At 69.0% G+C, this 24,591-nt stretch carries 24 protein-coding genes; 11 read left to right on the top strand and 13 right to left on the bottom strand.

Annotated features, from left to right (window positions below; genetic code table 11):
• A partial coding sequence (locus ACFE7F_RS07820) for a DNA photolyase (RefSeq protein ID WP_375403288.1) occupies window positions 1-1,283 on the top strand: 1,283 nt, incomplete at its 5' end.
• Here ACFE7F_RS07820 and ACFE7F_RS07815 read toward each other — a convergent pair.
• From ACFE7F_RS07815 to ACFE7F_RS07780, 8 genes are all read right to left on the bottom strand, one after another.
• Window positions 1,284-2,015, bottom strand: a complete 732-nt coding sequence (locus ACFE7F_RS07815; RefSeq protein WP_375403287.1) for a 3'(2'),5'-bisphosphate nucleotidase CysQ — start codon at window positions 2,013-2,015, stop codon at window positions 1,284-1,286.
• Between the two features lie 32 nt (window positions 2,016-2,047).
• A complete protein-coding gene (locus ACFE7F_RS07810; RefSeq protein ID WP_375403291.1) occupies window positions 2,048-2,269 on the bottom strand; it encodes a hypothetical protein in 222 nt (73 codons plus the stop codon).
• Window positions 2,270-2,334: 65 nt separating this feature from the next.
• On the bottom strand, window positions 2,335-3,591 hold the full coding sequence (locus ACFE7F_RS07805; protein ID WP_375403290.1) for an N-succinylarginine dihydrolase: 1,257 nt from the start codon (window positions 3,589-3,591) through the stop codon (window positions 2,335-2,337).
• On the bottom strand, window positions 3,588-4,604 hold the full coding sequence (locus ACFE7F_RS07800) for an arginine N-succinyltransferase (protein ID WP_375403286.1): 1,017 nt from the start codon (window positions 4,602-4,604) through the stop codon (window positions 3,588-3,590). The genes ACFE7F_RS07805 and ACFE7F_RS07800 overlap by 4 nt, the downstream gene beginning before the upstream one ends.
• Complete coding sequence (locus tag ACFE7F_RS07795) at window positions 4,601-5,809, bottom strand: hydrolase (protein ID WP_375403285.1); 1,209 nt, start codon at window positions 5,807-5,809, stop codon at window positions 4,601-4,603. Before ACFE7F_RS07795 ends, ACFE7F_RS07800 begins: the two co-directional genes overlap by 4 nt.
• Before the next feature lie 32 nt (window positions 5,810-5,841).
• Window positions 5,842-6,726, bottom strand: coding sequence for a YdiY family protein (locus ACFE7F_RS07790; RefSeq protein ID WP_375403284.1), 885 nt, complete (start codon window positions 6,724-6,726; stop codon window positions 5,842-5,844).
• 32 nt (window positions 6,727-6,758) lie between these two features.
• On the bottom strand, window positions 6,759-7,247 hold the full coding sequence (locus ACFE7F_RS07785) for an RNA pyrophosphohydrolase (RefSeq protein ID WP_375403283.1): 489 nt from the start codon (window positions 7,245-7,247) through the stop codon (window positions 6,759-6,761).
• A complete protein-coding gene (locus ACFE7F_RS07780) occupies window positions 7,244-7,426 on the bottom strand; it encodes a hypothetical protein (RefSeq protein ID WP_375403282.1) in 183 nt (60 codons plus the stop codon). The genes ACFE7F_RS07785 and ACFE7F_RS07780 overlap by 4 nt, the downstream gene beginning before the upstream one ends.
• Before the next feature lie 43 nt (window positions 7,427-7,469).
• Between ACFE7F_RS07780 and ACFE7F_RS07775 the strand changes: the two genes are divergently transcribed.
• From ACFE7F_RS07775 to ACFE7F_RS07760, 4 genes are all read left to right on the top strand, one after another.
• Window positions 7,470-8,420, top strand: a complete 951-nt coding sequence (locus ACFE7F_RS07775) for a histone deacetylase (RefSeq protein ID WP_375403281.1) — start codon at window positions 7,470-7,472, stop codon at window positions 8,418-8,420.
• A gap of 92 nt (window positions 8,421-8,512) precedes the next feature.
• Window positions 8,513-10,456: a 2-oxoacid:acceptor oxidoreductase subunit alpha gene (locus ACFE7F_RS07770; protein ID WP_375403280.1), complete on the top strand. Its 1,944-nt coding sequence runs from the start codon at window positions 8,513-8,515 to the stop codon at window positions 10,454-10,456.
• A gap of 148 nt (window positions 10,457-10,604) precedes the next feature.
• Complete coding sequence (locus ACFE7F_RS07765; protein ID WP_375403279.1) at window positions 10,605-11,636, top strand: 2-oxoacid:ferredoxin oxidoreductase subunit beta; 1,032 nt, start codon at window positions 10,605-10,607, stop codon at window positions 11,634-11,636.
• Window positions 11,637-11,793: 157 nt separating this feature from the next.
• Window positions 11,794-13,065, top strand: coding sequence for a class I SAM-dependent methyltransferase (locus ACFE7F_RS07760; RefSeq protein ID WP_375403278.1), 1,272 nt, complete (start codon window positions 11,794-11,796; stop codon window positions 13,063-13,065).
• On the opposite strand, the gene ACFE7F_RS07755 is transcribed toward ACFE7F_RS07760, so the two are convergent.
• Both ACFE7F_RS07755 and purF read right to left on the bottom strand, forming a co-directional pair.
• The gene (locus tag ACFE7F_RS07755; RefSeq protein ID WP_375403277.1) at window positions 13,055-13,765 is read right to left on the bottom strand and encodes an SDR family NAD(P)-dependent oxidoreductase; all 711 of its coding nucleotides are present in this window, start codon (window positions 13,763-13,765) and stop codon (window positions 13,055-13,057) included. The genes ACFE7F_RS07760 and ACFE7F_RS07755 overlap by 11 nt on opposite strands.
• Window positions 13,766-15,223 (bottom strand): amidophosphoribosyltransferase, encoded by a 1,458-nt coding sequence (purF, locus tag ACFE7F_RS07750; protein WP_375403276.1) that lies wholly within the window; start codon window positions 15,221-15,223, stop codon window positions 13,766-13,768.
• 110 nt (window positions 15,224-15,333) lie between these two features.
• Between purF and hisI the strand changes: the two genes are divergently transcribed.
• From hisI to ACFE7F_RS07730, 4 genes are read left to right on the top strand one after another with little or no spacing between them, the layout of a single operon-like run.
• A complete protein-coding gene (gene hisI / locus ACFE7F_RS07745) occupies window positions 15,334-15,696 on the top strand; it encodes a phosphoribosyl-AMP cyclohydrolase (RefSeq protein WP_375403275.1) in 363 nt (120 codons plus the stop codon).
• Window positions 15,693-16,184 carry a hypothetical protein gene (locus tag ACFE7F_RS07740; RefSeq protein ID WP_375403274.1) on the top strand — a complete coding sequence of 164 codons (492 nt, stop codon included), beginning with the start codon at window positions 15,693-15,695 and terminating at the stop codon, window positions 16,182-16,184. Before hisI ends, ACFE7F_RS07740 begins: the two co-directional genes overlap by 4 nt.
• Window positions 16,185-16,217: 33 nt before the next feature.
• Entirely contained in the window at window positions 16,218-16,634 is a 417-nt protein-coding gene (locus tag ACFE7F_RS07735) for a MerR family DNA-binding transcriptional regulator (protein WP_375403273.1), read from the top strand.
• Window positions 16,635-16,638: 4 nt separating this feature from the next.
• Entirely contained in the window at window positions 16,639-18,456 is a 1,818-nt protein-coding gene (locus ACFE7F_RS07730; RefSeq protein WP_375403272.1) for an acyl-CoA dehydrogenase C-terminal domain-containing protein, read from the top strand.
• Here the strand turns inward: ACFE7F_RS07730 and ACFE7F_RS07725 are convergent.
• From ACFE7F_RS07725 to ACFE7F_RS07715, 3 genes are read right to left on the bottom strand one after another with little or no spacing between them, the layout of a single operon-like run.
• Window positions 18,419-19,744 carry a cell wall hydrolase gene (locus tag ACFE7F_RS07725; protein WP_375403271.1) on the bottom strand — a complete coding sequence of 442 codons (1,326 nt, stop codon included), beginning with the start codon at window positions 19,742-19,744 and terminating at the stop codon, window positions 18,419-18,421. The genes ACFE7F_RS07730 and ACFE7F_RS07725 overlap by 38 nt on opposite strands.
• On the bottom strand, window positions 19,744-20,661 hold the full coding sequence (cysK, locus tag ACFE7F_RS07720; RefSeq protein ID WP_375403270.1) for a cysteine synthase A: 918 nt from the start codon (window positions 20,659-20,661) through the stop codon (window positions 19,744-19,746). The genes ACFE7F_RS07725 and cysK overlap by 1 nt, the downstream gene beginning before the upstream one ends.
• Complete coding sequence (locus tag ACFE7F_RS07715) at window positions 20,658-21,932, bottom strand: MFS transporter (protein ID WP_375403269.1); 1,275 nt, start codon at window positions 21,930-21,932, stop codon at window positions 20,658-20,660. The genes cysK and ACFE7F_RS07715 overlap by 4 nt, the downstream gene beginning before the upstream one ends.
• Window positions 21,933-22,047: 115 nt before the next feature.
• On the opposite strand from ACFE7F_RS07715, the gene pdhA reads away from it, so the two are divergent.
• Together pdhA and ACFE7F_RS07705 are read left to right on the top strand one after the other, a co-directional pair.
• A complete protein-coding gene (pdhA, locus tag ACFE7F_RS07710) occupies window positions 22,048-23,103 on the top strand; it encodes a pyruvate dehydrogenase (acetyl-transferring) E1 component subunit alpha (protein WP_375403268.1) in 1,056 nt (351 codons plus the stop codon).
• Window positions 23,103-24,587: a pyruvate dehydrogenase complex E1 component subunit beta gene (locus tag ACFE7F_RS07705; RefSeq protein WP_375403267.1), complete on the top strand. Its 1,485-nt coding sequence runs from the start codon at window positions 23,103-23,105 to the stop codon at window positions 24,585-24,587. Before pdhA ends, ACFE7F_RS07705 begins: the two co-directional genes overlap by 1 nt.
• The last annotated feature ends 4 nt before the right edge of the window (window positions 24,588-24,591 follow it).

The following is a 24,591-nucleotide window of genomic DNA, read 5'->3' as shown; positions in this document are numbered from 1 at the left end:
TGCGCGAGGATTATCCCTTCGCCTCCGACCGGCTCCACCGCTTCATCCTGGGGGCGAGCCGGGATGTCGCGATCGGGTGCGAGAAGCGCGGGCTCGCCTGCGTCCAGTATGTCGACCGCGCGGCCAAGCGCGAGAAGGGCCTCGTCTACCGCCTCGCCGCCGACGCCGCGGCCCTGGTGCTGGAGGACCAGCCCGCCTTCGTCGCGCAGTGGCAGGCGGAGCGCGTCGCCGCCAAGAGCGGGACGGCCGTGATCGCGGTCAACGCCGCCTGCGTCGTCCCGCCCGCCGCGCTCGACCAGGGCGTGGGCACCACCTCCGCCTTTCGCCGCCGCCACGAAAAGGCGCGCGAGGGCTGGTATGCTTGGCATGAGGAGGAGACGAGCCACGCGCCCTACGACGGGCCCCTGGCATACGAACCCGACCACTTGGGCGGGCTGTCCGACGCGGAGATCGACGCGCTCGTCGCCTCGCTCGACATCGACCACGCGCTACCGCCCAGCGCGATGCTGCCCGGGTCGCGCCACGAGGTGCTCGTCCGCCTGCGCCGCCTGACGACCGAGGTGCTGCCCGCCTATGCGGCGGCGCGCAACAATGCCGCCCGGCCGGAGGGGGCGAGTACCTTGTCGCCCTATCTCCATTTCGGCGTGTGCGGTCCGCGCGAGGTGATGGCGGCGATCCAGGCCGCCGACGTCCCGCAATCCCAGCGCGACAAGTTCGCCGACGAGCTGCTCACCTGGCGCGAGTGGTTCCACTACAAGGCGCGGTCTATGCGGGTGCCCGAAAGCTACGCCCGCATCCCGCGCTATCCGCAGGGTCAGCTCGCCGCCCACGCCGAGGATCCCCGGCCGGAGCTCGAGACGCTTGACGCGCTGCTCCACGGCGAGACGGCCGACGAGACCTGGAACGCCGCCCAGAAAGGATATCTGATCGACGGCTGGATGCACAACAACCTGCGGATGTATTGGGCCAAGCGCCTGATCGCGATGACCCCCGATCCGCGCACGGGCTGGGCGACCGCCTGCTACCTGAACGACCGGCTGAGCCTCGACGGGCGCGACCCGTCGACCTACGGCAATCTCGCCTGGGCGTGGGGCGACTCGTCGCCGGGCTACCGTGACAACCCGATCTACGGCCTCGTCCAGACGCGCACCGACAAGACGATCCGCGGGCGACCGGGCGCGGAGGAATGGCTCAAGCGCAACGCCGCCCGGCCCGGGCCGCGCCTGTCGGTGCCCGACGCGCCGCCGGTCGATCCGTACCTGTCGGAGAAGTTGCCGATCTGATCAGGCGTGCGCACGGACCAGCTCCAGCACGCGCGCGGCGAGCGCGGGATGGCAGACGAGCAGGTCGGGTAACCGAGGGTCGGGGCAGTTATAGACGAGCGGCGCGCCGTCGATCCGGCTGGCGTGGTACCCGTGCGCCAGCGCCACGGCCGCCGGGGCGCAATTGTCCCACTCGAACTGCCCGCCTTCATGGAGGTAGATGTCCGCCTCGCCCGCGACGACCGCCATCGCCTTGGCGCCCGCCGATCCCATGGGGATCATCTCGGCATCCAGCGCGCGCGCGACGGCCGTCGCAATCGCGGGCGGGCGCGAGCGGCTGACCACCATGCGCGGTCGGGCCGGGAGCGGGGAGGGCGCCACGACCTCGTCGCTCGCCAGCACGCGGCCGAGCGCGGGAAGCGCCACCGCGCCCGCCGCCGCCGCGCGGTCGACCGCGAGCGCGACATGCACCGCCCAGTCGCCCCGCCCCTCCCGGTACTCGCGCGTACCGTCGAGCGGATCGACGATCCATACCCTCCGGGTCGCGCACCGCGCCTGGTCGTCGAAAGACTCCTCCGACAGGACCGAGTCGCCCGGCCGCTCGGTCGCCAGCCGGTTCAGGATGAGGTCGTTGGCCCGAGCGTCACCCTCGTCGCCGAGCGCAGCGCCGGTCAGCCCGCTCGTCCCGCGTACCCGCATCAGCAGCTCGCCCGCTTCCCGGGCGATCGATCGTGCGAGTTCGGCGTCGGTCACCTGCCCGGTCTAGGGCGGGGCCGACGGGCCCGCTACCCCTCCGCCCGTTCGCGCTCGATCGAGTCGAGGATGCGCGCGCCCGCCATGAACACCGCGATCGGGCAGACCGCGAACATCATCCAGCCGCCGGTGCCGGGATATTGCTGGAGGTAATGCACGCCGCGCTCGGTTGCGCCGGTAGCGAGGCCGTACAGCACGAGGAACGCCTCGAACTTGGTCTTGATGACGAAAAGGCTGGTGAAGCGGGTGAACATGCCCGTCACGGAGCAAGTCCCGGGCCGATCGCGGATTTGCGCGGTTCCGGCCCGACCGGACATGGTTACCTGTAAGTTAATTCGACAAGATCGAGGCTTCCGAGCAGCGCCGCGCGGGCACTCTCGAGGCGGACGATCAGGGCCGGGTCGCCGATCGCGTCCGCATCGATCGTCTCGGGCCAATAGGCCGCGATCACCTCGGCGATGCGGTCGAGCTTGGCCTCGTCGACCAGGAATCGCGGGTCGACGGTGGCGGGATCGGCGACGACGCGCAGGCGCAGGCAGGCCGGTCCCCCGCCGTTCGCCATCGACTCGCGCACGTCGACCATTTCGATCCGGCGGATCGGGCCGTTACCGGCGATCATCTCGGATAACCACGCCCATACGCTCGAATGCGCACGCGTCTCGCCCGGAACGATCAACGTAATGGTCCCATCCGGCACCGTGACCAGCTGCGCGTTGAACAGGTAACTCGACACCGCGTCGGCGAGGCTCACCCGGTCGGCGGGCACCTCGACGATCTCCGCTTCGGGCATGATGCGGCAAATGTCGGCATGCACCCGCTCGCGGTGTTCGAACGCCTGTTCGTGCGCGAACAGCACTGGGCCGTTGGCGACGGCGACCACGTCGTTGTGGAACGCCCCAGCCGCGATCGCCGCCTCCGATTGCTGCACGAACAGGATGCGCGCCGGGTCGAGCCGGTGCGCGCGCGCCACCGCCTCGCTCGCCTCGCGGTGCTGGCGGGCGGGGAACGAGCCCCCCCGTTCGCCGTACACGAACAGTTCGATGCCGGGCGCGTCGTGCGTGACGCTGAGCCGCATGTGGTTGGCCGCGCCCTCGTCGCCGAACGGCGCGGGGACGGGCGGGTGGACTACAAAGGCGGGGTCGGCGAAGGCGAGGCGCAGTTGCGCGAGGGTCTCGGACCATTCGTGGCTGCGGTGCGGCATCATCAGCAGGTTCGCGACGGTCAGATGGCAGCGACCGTCGGCCGTGTCCGGGGCGGGCGAGACGGTCGCCGCGTTCGCCGCCCACATCGCCGACGCCGACAACGCCTGCGCGCGCAGATGCGCGGACGCGTCCTCGTAGGAAGTGGACAGCTCGCCCAGCCATCGCCGGTCCGGCCGCGCGTGAGGGAGCAATACGCCCTGAACCAGCCCAAGCCGCAGGTTCGCCCGCATCTTCCCGATCCCCTGTAACGCCGCCGCGCGCGGTCGCGACACCGCGCCCGCGCTCCGCGTCGCGGCGAGGTTGCCCGGGCTGAGCCCCGCATAATTGTGGCTCGGCCCCACGATCCCGTCGAAGTTGATCTCCCGGAGCGTCACCACCGGCCGATATGCCACACGCGCGCGTCCTTCCGCACCCCGAGCGCGCGAGCGGCGTCGGCGGACAGAACGACGCCGTCCTCCTCCTCGCGCAACGGCCCGACCGTGCAGCGGAAATCGCGCATCGCGCCCGTCGCGATCAGCGACTCCTCGCCGTCGATCCCGTCGGTGCGCACGACGCGGTGCTCGCGCGCGTCGCGGACCGACCGCACCTGATCGGTCTGCGCGGTCATGGTCGGCCCGCCGTCGAAGATGTCGACATAGTTGGCGTAACGGAACCCCTCGCGCTCCAGCATCCGCATTGCCGCTCGGCCGCTGGGATGCGGCAGCCCGATCGCGGCGCGCGCGTCCTCTTCGAGCATGGCGGTGTAGATCGGGTGCTTGGGCATCAAATCGGCGATGAACTGGTGTCCGTTGACGGCGTTGAACTCGTCGGCGTCCTGGAAATTCATGCCGAAGAACCGCCCGGCCAGGCCGTTCCAGAAGGGCGATCCGCCCGCCTCGTCGATGACGCCGCGCAGCTCCGCCAGCACGCGGTCGGCGAAGCGCGCGCGGTGGGCGCGGATGAACAGATACCGGCTCCGCGCCAGCAGCATGCCCAGCCCGCCCGCGCGCTCGCCGGGATGAAGGAACAGCCCGCCCACCTCGCTCGACCCCTCCAGGTCGGTCGACAGCGACAGCATCTCCGCGCGGAATGTGCGAGCCAACTCGCGACTATGCTGGGTCAGCGTCCCCAGGCGGTAGCTGTAGAACGGATGCCGCTGGCCGATATGGGTGAAGAGCTGGCACGTGCCGCGCACCTCGCCGCTGTCGATGTCCTCCAGCACCAGCACGAACAGCTCCTCGGTGAAGCCGTCGCCGGTGCGCGCGAACGCCTCCTCGCTCTGCGCCAGCTTGGCCTGCAGCGCCTCGCGGTCGGGCGGCAGGTTGGTGAAGCCGCCGCCGGTCAGCTTGGACATCTCGTACAGATGCTTCAGATCGCCGGGACGGGCGGGGCGGACGACGTGTGTCATACGCGCCCCCGCTCGGCGATGCGCAGCACCGTAACCGCCGACAGCGCGGCGCGCTCGGCCAGGCTGTCCACGATCATGAACTCGTCGGGCGAATGGATAGCGCCGCCGCGGACGCCCATCGTGTCGATCACGGGCACCCCGGCGGCGGCGATGTTGTTGCCGTCGCACACCCCGCCGGTCGCGCGCGCCGAGATGGGGATACCGAGCGCCGCGCCCGCCTCGCCGACCAGCGCGAACAGCTGCGCCGCGCCCTCGTCGACGGGCTTGGGCGGACGGTTGAACGATCCGTGGACGCGCACCGCGACCCCGTGTTCGCGGGCGACGTCCGCCGCCGCCCGGTCGATCGCCGCCCGCGCGCGCCGGGCCGCGTCGGCATCGACCGGGCGGAAGTTGACGCGGAGCACCGCACGATCCGGGACGACGTTGTTAGGTCCCCCGCCATCGATCCGCGCCGGATTGACCGTCAGCCCCGCCGACGCCGCCGCCGCAAGCTTGAGCGTCAGGTCCGCCGCCGCGACCAGCGCGTTGCGGCCGTCCTCCGGATTGCGCCCGGCATGCGCCGCTCGGCCCTCCACCGCGACCGAGAAGTTGCCGGTCCCGCCGCGCGCACCGGCCAGCGTGCCGTCGGGCAGCGCGGGCTCGTAGGTCAGCGCCGCGACCTTGCCGCGCGCGAGCTCCGCGATCAGCGGGGCGGAGGAGAGCGACCCGGTCTCCTCGTCCGAGTTGATCATGACATCGTAGCCGATCCGGCTCCCGAGCGGGCTCGCCTCGACCGCTCCTAGCGCGGCGAGCATCACCGCCAGGCCGCCCTTCATATCGGCCGTGCCCGGTCCGCCGACGGTGCCGTCGCCGCGCTCGGTCACCTGCTGGAACGGATGGTCGGCCGGATAGACCGTGTCCATGTGCCCGGTGAACAACATCCGCACCGGCGCGTCCGGCCTGACCGACAGCCGCAGATGCCGGCCATGCTCGACCGCGACGACCCGCCCGTCCGCCTCGACCCGATCGGCGGGCTCAGGCTCGACCAAGGCGAGTTCCCCCGGCAACGCCGAGAACGCGTCGCCGAGCAGTTCCGCCATCGTCGCCAGCCCCGGCAAGTTGCCCGTGCCGCTGTTGACCGCGCTCCAGCGCAATACCTGCGCCAGCATCGGCCCGGTCTCGATCTGCGCGACCGCGTCCTGCTCCGTCTCGGTCAACTCCCGCATCGCCCGGGTTTAGCGACGCGCGCGGGACGGCGCTAGAAGCTGTAGACGAGCGACGCCCGGCTGGTCGTGTCGGTGGTGCGGCGGCCCTCCGTCGGCGTGCTCTCATACTGCACGGCGTAGGAGATCTGCGCGGAGAGCGGTCCGAACAGCCGGGCGTTCAGCCCGGTGACGCTCGCGACCGTGCTGTTGACGGTCTGGAGATAGGCGGACGCGTCCTGGCTGAGCGTGATGGCCGGCGTCAGCCTCCAATCGAGATCGACCCGGCCGCGCGCGGCCACCGCGCTCTCGGTGCGGTCGTCGCTGAAGTCCGTCCGGCGAAAGGCGGGGCCGAGCTCAAGGTCGAGCGTCAACGCCGGCGACCGGATCGCGCCGAAGCCGCCTCCCGCCGACGCCGACAGACGGCCGTCATAGCCCAGGAACCGGTCGCTCTCCGCCTGCACCGCTCCGTAGATGTAGGTCCGGTCGCCGACCTTGTAGTTGGGCTCGTAGGCGAACAGGTAACGCTCGCGCGAGACGATGCCGCCCGACTCCTGATAGTCCGCTTGCAGCCGGAGCTTGTTGCGCCACCGCGGCCCTTCGCGCGTCAGGTCGATGATGGCGGCCAACCCCGTCACGTCGCTGTTGCCCGTCGATACGAAGCCGCCGAGCTCCGCACGCCCGCGCCATAGTTCGATGATCGACGCCCCGGCGAGCGCGGCCGCCTGCGCCTCCCGTCGTTTCGCGCGCCAATTGTCCGCCTCCCGCGCGATCGCCTCGGCCGACTCCGGCGCGGCGGCGCTGGCGTATTTCACCAACGTCGCAACCTCGCCCTCGTTGCCCGACGCGTACGCCGCATCGAGCATCCGCCGCACCGCTTCCGGGAGGTCGGCGTTCCCGATCAACAGCCATGCGGAGACGAGGAGCAGGATCGATCGCATTACGCGCGCGTACGGGCACGCGGTCGGGGGCGCTACCGGCCTTGCGGCAAATGGGGGCGGAACATCGCCAGCACGTCCTCGTACAGCTTTCGCTTGAACGGCACGGCCACCTTCGGCAGCTCGTCGGGGTCGGCCCAGCGCCAGGCGCGGAACTCGGGATGCGCGGTGTCGAGACGTACGTCGGTGTCGAGGCCCGTGAAGCGAAACAGGAACCACCATTGCCGCTGCCCGCGCCACTTTCCCTTCCACGCCTTGCCGACCAGCTCGGGGGGCAGGTCGTAGAACAGCTCGGTCGGCGCGCGCGCGATCAGCCGGGCGAGCTCTGGGACGATCCCCGTCTCCTCCTCCAGCTCGCGCCGCGCGGCGACTTCCGCGTCCTCGCCCGGATCGATCCCGCCCTGCGGCATCTGCCACGCCTCCAGCACCGTATCGATCCGCTGCCCGATGAACACGCGGCCCACTGCGTCGCACAGCATGACGCCGGCGCAGGGGCGGTAGGGGAGGGCGGTCGGATCGCTCATCCCATTGCCTGCGTCATGACGCGCCGTCCCTGGACCTCCGCGATCTGACCCCGCTCGATCACCGGCGGATCGGCGGCGTCCATCTCGGGCGTCCGCGGCCCGGACAGCGCGTTCAGATGATCGAGGAACCCGCGAACGTCCGCGCGGACGAACGGCTGCCTCGAACTCATGTCGGTCATGCACCTCTCCTGCGCGACGCCGGTCGCGCCTACCTAGCCCTTGGTGATCCATGTCGTCCACCATCCCGCCTACGTCGCCCCGGCCCCGGGGTCCCCGCAAAGTAATACTTCGCGGGGTTCCCCTCCGGCCCGCTCGACCTATCGCTGGAACAAGAACGGCCTGATCCGCGACCTGCTTATGGCCGAGGGCGACCGGATAGCCTGGCACCGACCCGACCCGACCCCGCTCGCCGCGCTCGAAGCCGTCCACGACCCCGACTATGTGGCCGAGGTGCTGGAAGCTCGCGTCCCCGCCGCCAAGACGCGCCGGATCGGCTTTCCTGTCACGCCCGAGGTCGCCGCACGCGCGGCGGTCGTGCCCGGCGGAACCTGGCTCGCGGCGCGGCTGGCGCTCGAGCACGGCTACGGCGCGAACACGGCGGGCGGCAGCCACCACGCGCTTCACGACACCGGCGCGGGCTTTTGCATATTCAACGACCTGGCGGTGGCCGCCGTCCGCTTGATCCAGGACGGAACGGTCCGGCGGGTCGCGGTCGTCGATGTCGACGTGCATCAGGGCGACGGCACCGCCGCGCTGCTGGCGGGCCGGCCGGGGATCGCGACCTACTCGGTCCACGCCGAGAAGAACTTCCCCGTCCGCAAGGCCAGGTCCACGCTCGACGTGCCGCTCGCGGACGGAGTGGGCGACGACGAGTATCTGACCACATTGGAGGTGACGCTCGCCCCGTTCCTCGATGCGCGCGCACCCGACCTGATCCTCTACCAGGCGGGCGTCGACCCTTATGCGGGCGACCGCCTGGGCCGCCTGTCGCTCACCCGCGAGGGCCTGCGCGCGCGCGAACGCCTCGTCGCCGGCCTGACCCGAGCGCGCGGTCTGCCCCTGGCGAGCACGGTCGGCGGCGGCTACGGCGACGACGCGGCCGAGATCGCGGAGCGGCACGTCGACGCGATCCTGACCCTGGGCGACGCGTTCGGGCCGATCCGGGCGGGGTAGGGTAGCTTGCCGCACCCGCCGCATATTCTACATTGGCCATCACGCCCCCCGGCCGCATAGACAGCCGCAGTTCAACCGTCGCAGGAACGCCCATGGCCACCGCCGTCCACGAGATCACTCCCGCCGAGGCCGCCGCGCATCCCGTCATGGAGTCGGTGGTCGTCCGCTTCGCCGGCGACAGCGGCGACGGCATGCAGCTGACGGGCGGCCAGTTCACGCTGTCGACCGCGCTGGCGGGCAACGACCTGGCGACCTTTCCCGACTTCCCCGCCGAGATCCGCGCGCCGCAGGGGACTTTGTTCGGCGTGTCGGCCTTTCAGATCAATTTCGGCTCGACCGACATCGAGACCGCGGGCGACGAGCCCGACATGCTCGTCGCGATGAACCCCGCTGGGCTGAAGGTGAACGTGGATGCGCTGAAAGCGGGCGGGCTGATCATCGCCGACAAGGGCGAGTTTACCGAGCGTAACCTCGCCAAGGCCAAATACGACAGCAACCCGCTCGAGGACGGGAGCCTCGCGCGCTGGCAGCTGATGGCGTTCGACATCTCGCAGCTGACGCTCGATGCGGTGAAGCCGTTCGGGCTGGGCAACAAGGAGGCGCTGCGCTGCAAGAATATGTGGACGCTGGGGCTCGCGCTCTGGATGTTCGACCGCGACCGCGCGCCGATCGTCGACTGGCTGAAATCCAAATTCGTCAAGATCCCGCTGCTCGCGGAGGCCAACATCGCCGCGCTCAACGCCGGCCATGCCTACGGCGAGACCGCCGAGCTCGCCGGTCCGATGAAGCAGCACGCGATCGCACCCGCCCCCGTCGAGCCCGGCCTGTACCGCACCGTCACCGGCGCGGAGGCGATCAGCATGGGGCTGGTCGCGGGCGCCCAGCTGGCCGAGCTGCCGATGTTCTTCGGCGGCTATCCGATCACCCCGGCCTCCGCGATCCTCCACTATCTTGCGCGCCTGAAGGAGTTCGGCGTCACCACCTTCCAGGCGGAGGACGAGATCGCCGCCATCGCGAGCGCGATCGGCGCGAGCTATGCGGGCCAGCTCGGCGTCACTTCCTCGTCGGGGCCCGGCATCGCGCTCAAGGGCGAGGCGATAGGGCTGGCGATCATGACCGAGCTCCCGCTCGTCATCGTCAATTCGCAGCGCGGCGGGCCGTCAACCGGGCTTCCGACCAAGACCGAGCAGTCCGATCTCTACCAGGCCGTCTACGGCCGCAACGGCGACGCGCCGATGCCCGTGCTCGCCTCGCGCTCGCCCTCCGATTGTTTCGAGGTCGCGATCGAGGCGGTACGGATCGCCGTCACCTACATGACCCCCGTCATGATCCTGACCGACGGCTACATAGCCAACGCCGCCGAGCCGTGGAAAGTGCCCGACGTCAGCGGTTACCAGCCCTTTCCCGTTACCTTCGCCCGCGACGTGCCCGAGGGCGGGTTCAAGCCCTATGCCCGCGACGATAAACTCGCCCGCCCCTGGGCGCGGCCCGGTACACCCGGCTTGCTCCACCGCATCGGCGGGATCGAGAAGGCGATGGGCACGGGCAACATCGACTATTCCCCCGCCAATCACCAGGCGATGACCGACATCCGCCGCGACAAGATCGACGGCATCGTCGTGCCCGACCAGGTCGTTGAACTCGGCGAGACATCGGGCAAGCTGGCGATCGTAGGCTGGGGCTCCACCTTCGGCCCCATTCACCAGGCCGTCCGCGGCGCCCGCCGCTGCGGGCTCGACGTGGCGCACATCCACATTCGCCATATATGGCCGATGCCCGCCAACCTCGGCCCGCTCCTGCGCGGCTACGAGAACATCCTCGTGCCCGAGATGAACACCGGCCAGCTCAAGACCGTGCTCCGCGACCAGTTCCTCGTCGATGCCAAGCCCCTGAACAAGGTGTCGGGCCAGCCCTTCCGCATCTCGGAGATCGAAGCGGCGATCGCGGCCTATTTCGACGCCATATCCGGCAACGAAGGCGGCGAAGTGGCGGTCAATGCGGGACAGCTGCCCAGCCCCGCTGCGATAAACGCGTAACGCCTCCCTTCTCCCGCTTTCGCGGGAGAAGGTGGCCGAGCGAAGCGAGGTCGGATGAGGGCACTACGTCCCACCACTGCCCTCACCCTGGCGCGTACCGCGCCTGTCCCTCTCCCGCGAAAGCGGGAGAGGGTGTAAAGGTTAGACAATGAACGACATGACCCCCTTCGTCACCAAGCCCAAGGACTGGGAGACCGACCAGGAAGTCCGCTGGTGCCCCGGCTGCGGCGACTATGCCGTGCTGAAGGCGGTGCAGCGCACCATGCCCGAGATCGGCGCACGTCCCGAGAACACCGTGTTCGTATCGGGTATCGGCTGCTCGTCGCGCTTCCCTTATTACATGGAGACCTACGGCTTCCACACGATCCATGGCCGCGCGCCGGCGGTGGCGACGGGGGTCAAGCTCGCCAATCCGGACCTCGACGTGTGGATCATCACCGGCGACGGCGACGCGCTGTCGATCGGCGGCAATCACACGATGCATCTCCTCCGGCGCAACCTGAACTGCCAGGTTCTGCTGTTCAACAACGAGATCTACGGCCTGACCAAGGGGCAATATTCGCCCACCTCGCGCGTCGGCACGCGCACGCCCTCGACCCCGCTCGGCTCGGTCGACACCCCCGCCAACCCGTGCGCCTTCGCGCTCGGCTCGGGCGCGCGCTTCGTCGCGCGCGGGATCGACGTGCACAAGAAGCTCACGGACGTGCTCAAGGCGGCCTACGCGCACCAGGGCGCGGCGTTCGTCGAGATCTTCCAGAACTGCATCGTCTATAACGACGACGTATTCGCGCCCTTCACCGAGAAGAAGCAGTCGGTCGCCAACCAGCTCTGGGTCGAGCACGGTGAGCCGCTGCTGTTCGCGGGCCGGCAAAAGGGCCTGGCGCTCGACGCCGAGCGGCTGACGCTCCGCGTTGTCGACGTCCTCGACGGCGACTGGCGTGCGGCTGGCGTGATCGTCCACGACCAGTGCAACCGCGGCCTCGCGCACATGCTCGTGGAGATGCCGTTCGGCCCATTCCCGATGGCGCTCGGCATGCTCTATGACGACCCCGCCTCGACCTTCGAGTCCGCCGTCGTTCGCCAGAACGCCCAGGCCAGCGAGGGCAAGGCGGCGAACCTCCAGAAGCTGCTCGCCCAAGGCCAGACCTGGATGGTCGACAAGCAACCGCACATGATTTGACCCTTCGTCACCCCGGCCTTGAGCCGGGGTCCCGCTTTCCGCTTCAGGTTTGGAACTTGCGCCGTAGAAGCGGGACCCCGGAACAAGTCCGGGGTGACGGGATGAAATCGGTTCGCGGGGCTGTCCTACAGCTTGCCGCTTTGCCATAGCCGCGCCCGTGCACGATTTGCGACGCCTCGACCCGACCGCCCAACCCACCTTACAGCGCCCGGTTCGAGGCGATTTTACGCCAAACTCGCGTGACCTTCGTTACCTTCGCCCCCCGCGACTCGCCTGGCTAGTCGCCGCCCCGTTCCACCGCTTCCTCGACCGCCTCGACGAGCGATTAGAAACCGGCGGCATCGACGCGCACCTCCCCGACGGTACGCGCCGCCTGCTCGGCGGCCGCGCGCGCGGCCCCGTGCCGGTCGTCACGCTCCACCGCTGGCGCGCGCTGGTCCGGCTGGCGCTCGGTGGGTCGGTCGGCTGGTACGAGGCTTGGGCGGCGGGCGACTGGTCGAGCCCCGATCCCGTGCCGCTGTTCGACCTGTTCATGCGCAATCGCGTCAGCCTCGCATCGTCCGCTCGGGCCGCCGGCCCGATGCGACCTTCGCTCCGCTGGTGGCACAGACGCCGCGCGAACAGCCCCGCGAACGCCCGCCGCAACATCGCCGCGCATTACGATCTGGGCAACGACTTCTACCGCCTGTGGCTCGACCCGACCAAAACCTACTCCAGCGCGATCTTCGCTGAGCCCGACGAGCCGCTCGAGCGGGCGCAGCGCCGCAAGCTCCAGGCGGTCCTCGACCGAACCGCCACCAAGCCCGGCGACCGCATTCTCGAGATCGGCTGCGGTTGGGGCTCGTTCGCCGCGCTTGCGAGCGGGCAGGGCAGGGCGGTTGATGCGCTGACGCTCTCCACCGAGCAGAAGGCGCATATCGACGCGTTAGCGTTACCTAGCGTTACCATCTCGCTCGAAGATTATCGCAATGTCGAGGGTCACTATGACGCGGTCGTCAGCATCGAGATGGTGGAGGCGGTCGGCCAGGAATATTGGCCCGCCTATCTCGATACGATCGCGCGCGTGCTCAGGCCCGGCGGACGCGCCGCGATCCAGTACATCTCCATCGCCGACGACATATTCCCTGCTTATGCGGACAGCGTCGACTTCATCCAGCGCTACGTCTTCCCCGGCGGCATGCTCCTGTCGGACAGCCGTTTCCGCGCATTGGCGCAGGAGCGCGGGCTCGAATGGCGCGACCATTACGCCTTCGGGCTCGATTACGCCGAGACGCTCCGCCGCTGGCGCGAGGCGTTCGACGCCGCCGACCTGCCGCCCCGCTACGACGAGCGCTTCCGGCGGCTGTGGCGCTACTACCTGCAATATTGCGAAGGCGGCTTTCGCGGCGGCGGCATCGACGTCGCGCAGGTGACGCTGGTCAGGTGCTGACCCGCTCGTGGTGGCCCTGCTCGAAGCCCGAAACGGCCAGCTCGGCGATCCGCGACGCTACGACCGCTGGCTCCTTCACCGACAGCGGGTCCTCGCCTGGAAATGCGTCCTCGCGCATCCGGGTTCGCGTCGCGCCGGGATCGAGGATCATCGTGCGCACCCCGCCGATCTCCGCCAGCTCGTCGCCGTACGCGAGCACGATATTCTCGAACGCCGCCTTGGACGCGCCGTATGTGCCCCAATAGGCGCGTGGGGAACGCCCGACCGACGAGGTGACCCCGATCACCCGCGCGCCGTCGGACGCCCGCAACATCGGGTCGAACGCGGTCAGCAGCGCGACCTGCGCGCTGACGTTGAGCGTCAGCACCTTGGCGAACTCCTTGGGATCGATCGCCGGCACCGGCGTCAGCGATCCGAGCATGGCCGCGTTCAGCACCATGACGTCGAGCGCCTGCCACCGCTCGCTCACCGCCGCCGCCAGCCGCGCGATCGCGTCGGTCTGCGTCAGGTCGAGCGGTGCGATCGTCGCCGATCCGCCCGCGTCGAAGATCGCCTGTTCGACCTCCTCCAGCCCGGCCGCGGTGCGCGCGGTCAGCACGACATGCGCTCCCGCCAGACCCAGCGCGGTCGCGGTCGCCGCGCCGATGCCCCGGCTTGCTCCCGTGACGAGCGCGAGCTTGCCGTCCAGCGGTCCCGGCATTCAGTTCACCCGCTCGGCGAGCATCGCGAACTGGTCGACCTCGGCCGACTCGTCCTGATCGGTCAGCGTCGTCGGGTAATCGCCGGTGAAGCACGCGTCGCAGTATTTGGGCCGCACGTCCGCGCGCTTGGCCTCGCCCAGCGCTTTGTACAGCCCGTCGATCGACACGAACGCCAGGCTGTCGGCATGGATGAAGTCCGTCATCCCGCACAGATCGTGCTTGGCCGCGAGCAGGCCTGCGCGCTCGGGCGTGTCGACGCCGTAGAAGCAGGAATGCGCCGTCGGCGGCGAGGCGACGCGCAGATGCACCTCCGCCGCGCCCGCCTCGCGCATCATCTGCACGATCTTGAGGCTGGTGGTCCCGCGCACGATCGAGTCGTCAACCAGGATAACGCGCTTGCCCTTTATCAGCGCGCGGTTGGCGTTGTGCTTCAGCTTGACGCCCAGATGCCGGACCTTGTCGCCCGGCTGGATGAAGGTGCGGCCCACATAGTGCGATCGGATGATGCCCAGCTCGAACGGGATGCCCGACGCCTGCGCATACCCGATCGCCGCAGGCACGCCCGAATCAGGGACGGGAATGACCAGGTCCGCGTCGACGCTCGACTCGGCAGCAAGCTGCGCGCCGATCTCCTTGCGAACGGTGTAGATCGACTGTTCGTCGACGATCGAGTCAGGGCGCGAGAAATACACCCATTCGAAGATGCACGGCCGCGCCGCCATCGGGGCGAACGGGCGGATCGATCGGATCTCGGTCCCTTGCACGATGATCAGCTCGCCGGGATCGACCGCGCGCTCGAACGTCGCGCCGCACACGTCGAGCGCCACCGTCTCGCTCGCGAAGATCACTGCGTCGTCGAGCCGACCCATGACCAGCGGCCGGATGCCGAGCGGGTCGCGGCAGGCGATCATGCCCTCGGGCGTCATCACCACCAGCGAATAGGCGCCCTCCACCTGCTTCAACGCGTCGATTAAGCGGTCGAGCAGCGTACGGTAGTTGGAGGTGGCGACGAGGTGGATGATCACCTCGGTATCGCTGGTCGACTGGAAGATCGACCCGCGCCGGACAAGCTCGCGCCGGAGCCGGGCGGCGTTGGACAGATTGCCGTTATGCGCGATAGCGAAGCCGCCGCTTTGCAGCTCGGCATAGAGCGGCTGGACGTTGCGGAGCGCGGTGTCGCCGGTCGTGGCGTAGCGGACATGGCCGGTCGCGACCTCGCCCGTGAGCGCGCGGATCACCTCGTCGCGGTCGAAATTGCCCGCCACATGTCCCATCGCCCGGTGCGTATGAAAATTGTCGCCGTCATAGCTGGTGATCCCCACCGCCTCCTGCCCCCGGTGCTGGAGCGCATGAAGGCCGAGCGCTACCAAAGCGGCCGCGCTCGGGGTGCCGGAGACCCCGAACACGCCGCATTCCTCGTGCAGCTTGTCGTCGTCGAATGGATGCGTGGTAAGCATATGACACCGCCGGAGAAGTTGGCGGGCCTATAAGCCGGGTCCGTTCGCTTGTCGCCTCTTTGTAACCGGTGTTTAGGAAACGGCTCGCCGCATGAGGATCAAGACCCGCCATGGCTGACCCCCGCGAAACCGGGCTCGGGCTCGATCCCAAGTACGACGCGGCCGGTCTGATCACCGCCGTCGTGACCGATATGGCGACGGGCGAGCTCCTGATGGTGGCGCACATGAACGCCGACGCGCTCACCGCCACCCGCGAGACCGGCGAGGCGCATTTCTGGTCGCGGAGCCGGGACCGACTGTGGCGCAAGGGCGAGACGTCGGGAAATGTGCTCCGCGTCCGCGACATGCGCGTCGACTGCGATCAAGACGCGCTATGGCTCCTCGTCGAGCCGACCGGTCCGGCCTGCCATACGGGCGCACGAAGCTGCTTCTACCGCCGCATCAAGGGCGACGGCTTGGCCCCGGTCGCGTGAGGTACTTGCTCGTTCCGGCGCTGCTGATCAGCGGCTGCGATCAAGCAAGCGCACCCATCGCCGCAACCAGCGCGGGTTCCGAGCTGGAGCGCGCGGCTGTCGCGGCGGGGCTGGTGCCCGATCCCGCCCGCGCATCGATTGTGGGCGCATGGGCGCGCGACAACGACCGCGTCTGCGTCGTGCCGAGCGGGAGCGGGCGTGAACGGATCGGCGTGGCGATCGACTATGGCGAGAGCAACGGGTGCGTCGCGGCGGGAACCGTCCGAAGATCGGGCGATCAACTGGCGATCGATCTTGGCCGCTGCCGGATCGACGCGCGCTTCGACGGCGAACGGATCAGCTTTCCGGCGGAGGTGGACGAGGATTGCGGCAAGGTCTGTCTCGGGAACGCCAGCCTGGCCGCGTTGACCGTCGAGCGGGTCAGCGGATCGGCGACCGAGGCGGCGACGTTCCGCGCGCCGTCCGGACGACTGTTATGCGCTGATTGACGTTGACGTAAGCGGTACCTATCTGCGCGAGCGATGTCGACCATCGCCGCCTATGCCACCATCGAGCCGCGGGCGGACCGTGACCGGTATTCGATTACCGATCTCTGCGCCGAGTTCGCCGTCACTCCCCGTGCACTGCGTTTCTACGAGGACGAAGGGCTGATCGCGCCCGAGCGTCGCGGTACCGCGCGGGTCTATTCGCACCGCGATCGCGCCCGGCTGGCCTGGATCTTGCGCGGCAAGCGCGTAGGCTTCTCGCTGGGCGAGATCCGCAGGATGATCGACCTGTACGATGTCGGCGACGGCCGCCGCGTCCAGCGCGCCGTCACCGCCGACCGCTGCCGCGAGCGCATCGCCGCGCTCGAGGCGCAGAAGCACGACATCGACGCCGCGATCACCGAACTTACCGACTTCGTCCGTCTCCTCGATACCGATCCGCTGAAGGACTGACCCGATGCCCACCTACACGCCCCCCGTCCGCGATACGCGCTTCGTGCTCGACCATGTCGTCGGGCTCGACCGCTATTCGAACCTGCCCGGCTTCGAGGCCGCGACTCCCGATATGGTCGACGCGGTGCTGGAGGAGGGCGGCCGCTTCGTCGCGGAGGTGCTGTTCCCGCTCAATCAGGTCGGCGACCGCGAGGGCTGCGTCCGTCACGCCGACGGGTCGGTGACGACCCCGACCGGCTTCAAGGAAGCGTACAAGCAGTTCGTCGAAAGCGGCTGGGCGACGCTCGGCAACCAACCCGAATATGGCGGGCAGGGCATGCCGCATGTCGTCTCGACCGCGTTCCAGGAATACATGATCTCATCGAACATGGCGTTCGCCATGTATCCCGGCCTGACCCACGGCGCGATCGCCGCGCTGATCGCCAAGGGCAGCCCCGAGCAGCAGGCGATGTACGTGCCCAAGCTCGTCTCGGGCGAGTGGGGCGGAACCATGAACCTGACGGAGCCGCAATGCGGCACCGATCTGGGCCTGATCCGCACCCGCGCGGAACCGAACGGCGATGGATCTTACGCGATCACCGGAACCAAGATCTTCATCTCGTCGGGCGAGCACGACCTGACGGACAATATCATCCATCTGGTGCTCGCCAAAACGCCGGGCGCGCCCGACAGCTCCAAGGGCATTTCGCTGTTCGTGGTCCCCAAGGTCATCGTAAATGAGGACGGTTCGCTCGGCGACCGTAACTCGGTGTCGTGCGGGTCGATCGAGCACAAGATGGGTATCCACGGCAACTCGACTTGCCTGATGAACTATGACGGCGCGACCGGCTGGCTCGTCGGCGAGGAGATGAAGGGCTTGGCCGCCATGTTCATCATGATGAACGCGGCGCGGCTCGGCGTAGGGTTGCAGGGGCTGGGCGTCGCGGAGACGGCATATCAGAACGCGGTCGCCTACGCCCGCGATCGCCGCCAGGGCCGCGCGCTGACCGGCGCGGCGGAGCCTAATCAAGGCGCGGACACCTTGTTCGTCCACCCGGACGTGCGCCGGATGCTTATGCAGATGAAGGCGCTGACCGAGGGCCTGCGTGCGCTGTGCTTGTGGGGCGCGCTCCAGGTCGATCTCGAGCATATCGGCGTGACCGAGGAGGACCGACGGCTCGCGGGCGACCTGATCGGGCTGCTGACGCCGGTGATCAAAGGTTACGGCACGGACATGGGCTATCAGATCGCGACGGACGCACAGCAGGTCTACGGCGGCCATGGCTACGTAGCCGAGTGGGGCATGGAGCAATATGTCCGCGATGCCCGCATCGCGATGATCTACGAGGGCACGAACGGCATCCAGGCGATGGACCTGGTCGGGCGGAAGCTGATGCAGAATGGCGGTCGCGCGGCGCAGTCGATGCTCAAGATGGTCGCCGACGAGATCGCGACGGGCAAGGCGGACCCGGCGACCGCCGACATCGCGACGCGACTGGAGAAGTCGCTGGGCGATCTGCAGGCGGCGAGCATGTGGTTCATGGCGAACGGCATGAAGAACCCCGACCATGTCGGCGCGGGCGCGGTGCCGTACATGCATTTGATGGGCATCGTCGCGGTCGGTTATATGTGGCTCCGGATGGCCGCCGCCGCCGCGCGCCTGAAGGCGGCGGGCGAGGGGGAGGCCGGTCAGTTCAGCGGGGCGTTCCTCGACGCCAAGCTCGTCACCGCCCGCTTCTACGCGGAGCGCGTCCTGCCCGAGACGGGGTCGCTCCGCCGCAAGATCGAGGGCGGCGCGGATGCGATCATGGCGTTGCCGCCGGAGATGTTCCTGGCGGCGTGACAGACCGGCCGCCCTTCACGGCTGTGGAGGGCGGCCGGACGGCGGGCTCGACGTTCCTGCGACGTACGCCGCCGAGCGCCTCGGGACCGCGCGCCGTCGCCGTGGCGGGCGCGGGCAGCGTCTCGCCGGCGGGAATGTAGGTCTGGAGCTTCATGCACTGGACCGGCACGGGCCGCTTCGTCTCGCGGCAGTTCCACAGCTTGCGCTCGATCCCCGCCTGACGGTCGCGAAGGTAGCTGAAGCTCATGCCCGCGACCTGCGCGGTGTTCAGCGGCAGCCGCGTCGGCGTGCGCGAGCGGTCTGTCCAACCGAGCACCTTGCAGTATGAGCGCGAGCCACACGTCTTGTCGGCCAACGCGGGCCATAGCTGGGGTGCGATGTTCGCTGGCAACGTCATGAGGAAGCTGTCGCGGTCCGGTGTGAACTCCGGATCGGGCAACGGGGCGGTCGCGGCGAAAGCGCCCGCCGCGGCGATCGCCTTCAACGCCTCCGCATCGGCCATGTCCTCCGGCATGAGCGTAATGGCGGTGCCGGATGCGTCGCCGTGGACGGGCGACAGATAGGCGATCCTGCTCACCACCGGCTCGCTCGATTGGGGGCGGCGATCGAACGCGGACGGAGTGCCCCACCAACCGGTCCAGCGAAAGAACAGGTGCGTGCCGACCTTCGCGATCTTGTCGAGGCTGGACGACCAGTAGGGCACGACCCAGTCGGTATGGTAATGCGTCGCATGGCCGACGGGGGCGTAGACCGACCCCGCCAGCGCGGCCGCCGCGATCCCGCGCGCGCGTCGCCATCCACCCTCCGACGGTGGCCGCCGGAGCGCGCCGTCGCAGGTGAAGGTGAACTGGCATCCCGTGCTACGCTCCTGCCCCTGGAAGACGACGCCGCACACCGTCTTGGGAAAGGCGGGATGGCGCAGGCGGTTGAGCACGACCTGCGCCACCGCCCGCTCGCCGACCACGTCGTCGCCCGCCTCGTACACCACGCCCGCCGCCAGACAGTCGGTCGCGCGCGCCAGGTCTTCGGGGCCGCCGCCGAATCGGAACGGCCGCGCGGGCGGGTTGGTCGCGGCCGAGAACGGGACCGTCGCGTTGAAGCTGCGCGCGTCTTCACGCGCGATCTCTACGAACGCAGTCGGCTCGACCGGCGGGAGCTCGGCGGCAGGGACGACGCGTTGCGGGCGCGCTGCAACAGCCGCCGTCGGACGAACCGGCGGAGCGGTGGCGACGATCAACCCGGGTCCGGCAACCGCAACCATCGCGATCCCGGCGAGCAGCAGGCGCATCACTCCGGCAGGAAGTCCGGCACAGACAGATACCGCTCGCCGGTATCGTAGTTGAAGCCGAGCACACGGACATTGTCGGGCAGATCGGGCAGCTTCCGCAGGATCGCGGCGAGCGTCGCGCCCGAGCTGATGCCGACCAGCATCCCCTCCTCAGCAGCGGCCCGCCTCGCCATGTCCTTGGCCACGTTCGCGTCAACCTCGATTACCCCGTCCAAGGCGGCAGTGTGGAGGTTGGCCGGGATAAAGCCCGCGCCGATCCCCTGGATGGGATGCGGGCCGGGTTGGCCGCCGCCGATCACGGGCGAGGCGGCGGGCTCGACCGCGTATGCCTTCATGTGCGGCCAGACGGCCTTCAGTGTCTCGGCCACGGCGGTGATGTGGCCGCCGGTGCCCACTCCGGTGATCAGCACGTCGATCGGCGTGTCGGCGAAGTCGGTCAGGATCTCCTGCGACGTGGTGCGGACGTGGACATCAATGTTGGCGGGGTTCTCGAACTGCTGCGGCATCCACGCGCCTGGCGTCTGCCCGACCAGCTCCAGCGCGCGCTCGATCGCGCCCTTCATGCCCTTCTCGCGCGGCGTGAGGTCGAAGGTCGCACCATAGGCGAGCATCAGACGCCGCCGCTCGATCGACATCGACTCGGGCATGACGAGCACGAGCTTGTAGCCCTTTACCGCCGCGACCATCGCCAGGCCGACGCCGGTATTGCCGCTGGTCGGCTCGATGATCGTGCCGCCGGGTCGGAGCCGCCCGTCCGCCTCCGCGGCTTCGACCATCGCCATCGCGATGCGGTCCTTGATCGAACCGCCGGGGTTCGATCGCTCCGACTTGATCCACACTTCGGAGCCCGGAAACAGCCGTTGCATGCGGATGTGCGGGGTATTCCCGACGGTGTCGAGGATGGTGTCGGCCTTCATGTCTGCGCTACTCCGTGTGGCTGGGGCGAGACTTCGGGAGGATCGAAGCTCTTTGCAAGCTTGAGTTCGGGGTACAGCCTGGCCCAGAGCAGCGTCACCGCGATCGCGCCGACCCCGCCGAACACCACCGCGCCGACCGGCCCGATCAGCGCGGCGAGCAGCCCGCTCTCGGCCTCGCCGAGTTCGTTGGAGGCGGAAATGGTAAGCTGCGATACCGCGCTCACCCGCCCGCGCATCGCGTCGGGCGTATGAAGCTGGATCAGCGACGAGCGGATATAGACCGACACCATGTCGGCCGCGCCCGCGACGACGAGCGCGCCGATTGACAGCCAGAGCTGGCGCGACACGCCGAATACGATCGTCGCCGCGCCGAAAACGATCACCGCGAGCAGCATCTTGCGGCCCACATCGTGCTTCATGGGTCGAACCGAGAACCAGATCGCCATCGACGCCGCGCCGACGCCCGCGCTCGCGGCGAGCAGGCCGAGCTCCGCCTCGCCGACATGCAGCACGTCGCGCGCGAAAACAGGGAGGAGTGCGGTCGCCCCGGCGAGCAACACGGCGAACAGATCGAGCGTGATCGTCGCCAGCACGAGTCGGTTACGGCGGACATAGCCGAATCCCTCCACGATGCGGGCGAGCGGGCGATGATCCTTCTGCGCGGGCGGCTGCGGCACGGGGCCGATCAGGAACACGCCGCCCAGCGCGACCGCGAACATGAGCGCGGCGGCGACGTAGGCGGCGACCGGGCTGACGTCGAGCAGCAGCCCGCCCACGCCCGGGCCGGCGATCGAGCCCACCTGCCAGGCGATGGAGCCTACCGCGATGGCGGTGGGCAGCACCTCTCGCGGGACCAGGTTCGGTGCCAGCGCGGAGTAGGCCGGGCCGGAAAAGGCGCGCGCCACCCCGATCAGCACCGCCGCGCCGAACAGCGCGGGCAGCCCGAGCGCGCCCGTCCAGGTTAGGATACCGAGCCCGCCCGCCACCAGCACCAGCAAAGTCGTCGTCGCGCGCACGATCCGGCGACGGTCGACGCTGTCGGCGACCAGGCCGACCACGGGCGTCAGGAGGAACAGCGGCACGAACTGCGCGAGCCCGATCATGCCGAGCAGAAAGGCCGAGTCGCGCACGTCCATCGTCGTGCGTGCGATCGTATAGACCTGCCAGCCGACGATCAGCGCCATCGCGCCGGTCGCGAGCGTGCTCGCCAGGCGTGACACCCAATAGGCGCGGAAGTTGGCGATCCGGAACGGATGCGGGGCCGTCGTCATCGGGGCGCCGTCTACGGCGCGAGCTTCCGCATTGGAAGTGCGGGACATTGAACGTGTCTGGACTTCGCGCCTATAGACTGGCGCACCTTCCTCCCCGGATCGAGGTTACACCCCCATGGCCCAAGCTCCCGCCAAAGCGGCGCCCCCCGTGTCGGCCGTTCCGCCCACGCCCAACCGCGAGCGGCCCGCGGAACCCACGCCTTACACCGCGAGCAAGGACGAGCTGCTGCGCTTCTACCGCGACATGCTCCTGATACGCCGGTTCGAGGAGAAGGCTGGGCAGTTATACGGGCTCGGGCTGATCGGCGGCTTCTGCCATCTGTATATCGGGCAGGAGGCGGTCGCGGTCGGGCTGCAGTCGGCGCTGTCGGACAAGGACTCGGTAATCACCGGCTACCGCGACCACGGCCACATGCTCCTGTGCGGCATCCCGCCGCGCGACGTGATGGCCGAGCTGACGGGACGCCAGGCCGGCATCTCGAAGGGCAAGGGCGGGTCGATGCACATGTTCTCCGTCGAGCATAAGTTCTATGGTGGTCACGGCATCGTCGGCGCGCAGGTATCGCTCGGCACCGGCCTTGCCTGGGCGCACAAATATCGTGCGGACGGGGGCGTCGCTCTTGCGTATTTCGGCGACGGCGCGGCCAATCAAGGGCAGGTGTACGAAAGCTTCAACATGGCCGAGCTATGGAAGCTGCCGATCATCTACGTGATCGAGAACAATCAATACGCCATGGGCACCAGCGTCAACCGCGCGTCGGCCGAGGACCAGCTCTATCGCCGGGGCGAGAGCTTCCGCATTCCCGGCATCCAGGTGGACGGCATGGACGTGCTCGAATGCCGGGGTGCTGCCGAGACCGCGCTCGAATGGGTGCGGGCGGGCAAGGGGCCGATCATCCTGGAAATGAAGACGTACCGCTACCGCGGCCATTCGATGTCCGACCCGGCCAAGTATCGCAGCCGCGAGGAGGTGCAGGCGGTGCGCGAGAAGTCCGACCCGATCGAGCGCATGAAGGCGCTGCTGGCCGAACAGGGGATCAAGGAGGACCAGCTGAAATCGGTCGAGCAGGAGACGCGCAAGCTGGTCAACGAGGCCGCCGACTTCGCGGAATCGACGCCCGAGCCGGGCGCGGCCGAACTCTATACCGACGTGCTGGTGGAGCGTTATTGATGCCGACCGAGATCAAGATGCCCGCCTTGTCGCCGACGATGGAGGAGGGGACGCTTGCCAAGTGGCTGGTGAAGGCTGGGGACAACGTAAAATCGGGGGACATCCTGGCGGAGATCGAGACGGACAAGGCGACGATGGAGTTCGAGGCGGTCGACGAGGGTGTGATCGCCTCGATCGACGTGGCCGAGGGCACGGACGGGGTGAAGGTCGGCACCGTCATCGCGACTATCACGAGCGAGGGGGACGATGCTGCCCCCTCTCCCCCTCGGGGAGAGGGCCGGGGAGAGGGGCTGTCCAGCCCACAGGCCGGTGACCGGGACGGCCCCTCTCCCCAGCCCTCTCCCCAGGGGGGAGAGGAAGAAGGAGTGGCTCCCATGCCGTCGGACCAGGGTACGGAAGATTTCGGCCCCTCGCCCGATCAGGAGACGGGAACCACCCAGCTCGTCCAGGCCGCCGACCCCGCGCCCGTCGCCGATCCCGAAATCCCCGCCGGCACCGAAACGGTCAAGCTCACCGTCCGCGAGGCGCTGCGCGACGCGATGGCCGAGGAGATGCGCCGCGATCCCGCCGTGTTCGTGATCGGCGAGGAGGTCGCGCAGTATCAGGGCGCGTACAAGGTGACGCAGGGACTGCTCGACGAGTTCGGCGACGGGCGCGTGATCGACACGCCGATCACCGAATACGGCTTCGCGGGCGTGGGCACCGGCGCGGCGATGGGCGGCCTGCGTCCGATCGTCGAGTTCATGACGTTCAACTTCGCGCTCCAGGCGATCGACCACATCATCAACTCGGCCGCCAAGACCAACTACATGTCCGGCGGGCAGATGCGCTGCCCGATGGTATTCCGCGGCCCCAACGGTGCGGCGACCCGCGTGGCGGCGCAGCACAGCCAGAACTTCGCGCCGTGGTACGCGAGCGTCCCCGGCCTGATCGTCATCGCGCCTTATGACGCCGCCGACGCCAAGGGGTTGCTGAAGGCGGCGATCCGCACCGACGACCCGGTCGTGTTCCTAGAGAACGAGCTGCTCTACGGCCGCAGCTTCGACGTGCCGGTCGGCGACGATCACGTGCTTCCCGTCGGCAAGGCGCGGATCGTACGGCCGGGCGCGGACGTGACGATCGTCAGCTATTCGATCGGCGTCGGCGTCTCGCTGGAGGCCGCCGAGAGGCTGGCCAGCGAGGGTATCGAGGCGGAGGTGATCGACCTGCGCACGCTCCGCCCGCTCGACCGCGGGGCGGTGCTCAAGTCGCTGGCCAGGACCAACCGCGTCGTTGTGGTCGAGGAGGGCTGGCCCACCTGCTCGATCGCGTCGGAGATCATGGCGCTGTGCATGGAGGACGGGTTCGACGACCTCGACGCCCCCGTGATCCGCGTCTGCGACGAGGACGTGCCGCTCCCCTACGCCGCCAACCTGGAGAAGCTGGCGCTGATCGACAGCGCCCGCGTGGTCGAGGCGGTCAGGAAGGTCTGCTATCGGAACTGACCCG

Source organism: uncultured Sphingomonas sp. (assembly GCF_964235535.1).
GTDB lineage: Bacteria > Pseudomonadota > Alphaproteobacteria > Sphingomonadales > Sphingomonadaceae > Sphingomonas.
This window is presented reverse-complemented; position numbering and strand designations above follow the sequence as displayed.

Excerpts from the sequence above, each read along its gene's own strand:
- ACFE7F_RS07795 (WP_375403285.1), bottom strand. The coding sequence starts at position 5,809 with ATGCGGGAGTTGACCGAGACGGAGCAGGACGCGGTCGCGCAGATCGAG.
- ACFE7F_RS07790 (WP_375403284.1), bottom strand. The coding sequence starts at position 6,726 with ATGCGATCGATCCTGCTCCTCGTCTCCGCATGGCTGTTGATCGGGAAC.
- ACFE7F_RS07715 (WP_375403269.1), bottom strand. The coding sequence starts at position 21,932 with ATGACGACGGCCCCGCATCCGTTCCGGATCGCCAACTTCCGCGCCTAT.
- ACFE7F_RS07765 (WP_375403279.1), top strand. The coding sequence starts at position 10,605 with ATGAACGACATGACCCCCTTCGTCACCAAGCCCAAGGACTGGGAGACC.
- ACFE7F_RS07785 (WP_375403283.1), bottom strand. The coding sequence starts at position 7,247 with ATGAGCGATCCGACCGCCCTCCCCTACCGCCCCTGCGCCGGCGTCATG.
- ACFE7F_RS07705 (WP_375403267.1), top strand. The coding sequence starts at position 23,103 with ATGCCGACCGAGATCAAGATGCCCGCCTTGTCGCCGACGATGGAGGAG.
- ACFE7F_RS07755 (WP_375403277.1), bottom strand. The coding sequence starts at position 13,765 with ATGCCGGGACCGCTGGACGGCAAGCTCGCGCTCGTCACGGGAGCAAGC.
- ACFE7F_RS07800 (WP_375403286.1), bottom strand. The coding sequence starts at position 4,604 with ATGACACACGTCGTCCGCCCCGCCCGTCCCGGCGATCTGAAGCATCTG.
- ACFE7F_RS07735 (WP_375403273.1), top strand. The coding sequence starts at position 16,218 with ATGTCGACCATCGCCGCCTATGCCACCATCGAGCCGCGGGCGGACCGT.
- purF (WP_375403276.1), bottom strand. The coding sequence starts at position 15,223 with ATGCTTACCACGCATCCATTCGACGACGACAAGCTGCACGAGGAATGC.
- hisI (WP_375403275.1), top strand. The coding sequence starts at position 15,334 with ATGGCTGACCCCCGCGAAACCGGGCTCGGGCTCGATCCCAAGTACGAC.
- ACFE7F_RS07810 (WP_375403291.1), bottom strand. The coding sequence starts at position 2,269 with ATGTTCACCCGCTTCACCAGCCTTTTCGTCATCAAGACCAAGTTCGAG.
- ACFE7F_RS07730 (WP_375403272.1), top strand. The coding sequence starts at position 16,639 with ATGCCCACCTACACGCCCCCCGTCCGCGATACGCGCTTCGTGCTCGAC.
- ACFE7F_RS07770 (WP_375403280.1), top strand. The coding sequence starts at position 8,513 with ATGGCCACCGCCGTCCACGAGATCACTCCCGCCGAGGCCGCCGCGCAT.
- cysK (WP_375403270.1), bottom strand. The coding sequence starts at position 20,661 with ATGAAGGCCGACACCATCCTCGACACCGTCGGGAATACCCCGCACATC.
- ACFE7F_RS07780 (WP_375403282.1), bottom strand. The coding sequence starts at position 7,426 with ATGACCGACATGAGTTCGAGGCAGCCGTTCGTCCGCGCGGACGTTCGC.
- pdhA (WP_375403268.1), top strand. The coding sequence starts at position 22,048 with ATGGCCCAAGCTCCCGCCAAAGCGGCGCCCCCCGTGTCGGCCGTTCCG.
- ACFE7F_RS07725 (WP_375403271.1), bottom strand. The coding sequence starts at position 19,744 with ATGCGCCTGCTGCTCGCCGGGATCGCGATGGTTGCGGTTGCCGGACCC.